This window comes from Sulfurovum sp. bin170, assembly GCF_010892395.1.
In the GTDB taxonomy this organism is placed as follows: Bacteria; Campylobacterota; Campylobacteria; order Campylobacterales; family Sulfurovaceae; genus UBA1140.
Window position 1 is genome coordinate 1 of the sequence record NZ_JAACKB010000151.1, and the last position, 2,623, is coordinate 2,623.

Here is a 2,623-nt window from a genome sequence, read left to right on the forward strand (position 1 = left end):
AAGGAAGACAGGGGAATTTCGGATGATGAGTGGAGAGAGATTACTGACTTTGCTGGGGTTGGGGAGTAATTTGGGGTTTTTCCGTAGTTTTCAGTATAGATGTCAACTACGCTTTTGTGGCGATGCTCATCATCACCATCTTGGCAGGAGTTATCTCCATCCGATTTGATGCCAAATCCACGGCTATTTTTGGGCTTATCGGTGGGTTCGCCACACCGTTTTTGCTTAGTACAGGGAGTGGAAATTATGTTGGGCTTTTGAGTTATATGTTGATGCTCAATCTTGGGGTTCTATACATCTCTATTTATAAAAAATGGTCGCTACTCTCATGGTTGGCATTTGGTATCACCTCTTTGACTGCTTTGGCAAGTGTGTGGGAGACCGAGGGAGATTTTGTGGTATTGGCGATTCTCTATGCTTCGTTTTTTGTTATCTACTCCATTGTTCCGTTTATCAATGAGATTCGAGGAAAAAAGGAGCGTCTGAATAAAGCATCGGTTTTTCTCTTTTGGGCAAATTTTATTGTGGCGATATTGAGCTTTTTGGCACTCTTTGAACACTATGGGATAGAGCTTATCTACTATGCTGTAGTGACGATTATTTTGGCAGGGTATCTGCTCATTTATGCTTCGATTCTTGCAAAGAAAAATGTGCTTTTAAAGAATCTTTTCTATATTGTTTTGGCTCAATCTATTGCACTGCTTCTGGTCACTCCTGCCTTTATCTTTGCAGGAAGTTCATTGACCATTGTTTGGGCTGTTGAGTCTTTGATGTTGCTGTGGATTGCCACCAAAAGCAATGAGAAGACCTATGGACTTTTTGCTCTATTTGCCTTTGGGATAACCGTATTGAGATACTTGATATTTGATATGGTTGATAGTCATATCTACATGGAGACCCTACCGTATATCAAGAGTTTGGCAGTCACTTCACTCTTTGTTATTGGTTCACTTTTTGCTGGGTATCAGCTACTTAAAAAGAGTCAATTGAATTTCAAATATATCTCATCTGATATGGTCAAATTGACGCTATTTTTATTGACTTTTATAGGAGCATATTTGGTCTCTACTCTTTTAAGTCTACTGCTTACAGAACTTTATGATTGGCATCTGTTTTCTATTATCTCTATGTTACTAATTGCCCTGTTTGCCTTTTTACTTCAGAAGAGTCTCTATGCGAAAAAAGTTTATATCCTCTTCACTATTTTTATAGGATTGATGATACTAAATTTCATCAATAATATTTTTAATATATCTTCTCAAAACAGCATTATTTCTCTCTTAAACTTCGTTGTCTTTATGGCAGTAGTTGGCTTCATCTACACTTTGGCATTCAAAGAGTCCAAGATAACCATAGCCAATCAACAGCTTCCCAACCTTATGTTGGGAGCAGGTGTAGGTCTGCTCTTTATCTTCCTCAATGTCGAGGTCTATCATCTAGTCAAACTCTATAGCCCATTGGCTACCAAGTTTGCCATGACGCTACTTTGGATACTTTTTGGTATCTCACTTTTTGTCTACGGTATCAAAAAAAATATCAAAATATCAAAGATAGTCGGTACAGTTCTGATATTTATCGCCATCCTAAAAGCCTTCTTTGTGGATTTGGCAAATCTTGACTCTATCTATCGAATCGTCCTCTTTTTAATCTTAGGTGCGATACTCTTTGGTCTGTCGTACTTCTATCAAAAAAACAAGGAGGTGGTTAGATGAACATCATATGGAAAATATTAAACTACTTTGGAAACGGAGACTTTAGTCCCGAACAACGGAGGCAAAGCCTTCCGATTTCTAATTTTGTAATATATCTATTGCTGTTGAGCGTGGTGGCTTTTGCCAATACTCAACCTTATAAAAAAGTGATTTTGTTTGAAAAACTTGACAGACCATCACTGGTGAGGGTAAAACTGGACAATGAAATCTATAAAGAGACCACCAATTATTACCCTTCGGTGCGTCTACAGAGTAGCCAAGGGCTGGAGGGCTATTTTATAAAACCCCATAAAAGCAAATTAGTAGCTACTCGTAAAACGCTGAAAGCTACTAATTATGACCGAAAAAATGCCAAACTAACTTACCATTTTGAGAAGCCTTTTGAGATAGAGAAGATAGAACTCAATATCGAAGATAGAAATTTTGAGAGTTTGATTGATATCTATATAGATGGTAAACTGCTTAGTCAAAACTGTAAAATATTCGACTACAGCCAAGAGACAGGAAATCAAAACTTTTCGGTTACTATCCCTAAACAGAGAGCCAAAGAGGTGACTATAGTTTATCATTTGGATAGAACAACCTCTTTTTATAAAAAATATAGAGATATAAGAGAGTTTAGTAAATATCTTACGATTAAATCGGTTACTTTTTCAAATCACAACCGAGTCAAAGTGAAGTGGAACAGTACAGAGATAGAGATTTTTTCAACAGAAACAAAAGAGAAAAAAACAAGCTACATCTTTAAAGTGGAGGGGATACCGACGCATAGCATTGAACCTAATGTGGTTGAACAAAATTTTAAAAGAGCAGGTATAATCTATAGCTCTAAAGATTTAAAAGAGTGGAGCATGTTAAAAAAATTCTCATTTTCAGCTTCAACTTTAGTCAAACAAAGTAATAAAAATATT

General features: G+C 36.6%; 2 protein-coding genes. Both read left to right on the plus strand.

The window, feature by feature from the left end; translation table 11 throughout:
* Positions 1 to 116 precede the first annotated feature (116 nt).
* Positions 117 to 1,712 carry a DUF2339 domain-containing protein gene (locus GSY74_RS03600; protein WP_370518764.1) on the plus strand — a complete coding sequence of 532 codons (1,596 nt, stop codon included), beginning with the start codon at positions 117 to 119 and terminating at the stop codon, positions 1,710 to 1,712.
* A partial coding sequence (locus GSY74_RS03605; protein WP_164663742.1) for a hypothetical protein occupies positions 1,709 to 2,623 on the plus strand: 915 nt, incomplete at its 3' end. The genes GSY74_RS03600 and GSY74_RS03605, both read left to right, overlap by 4 nt.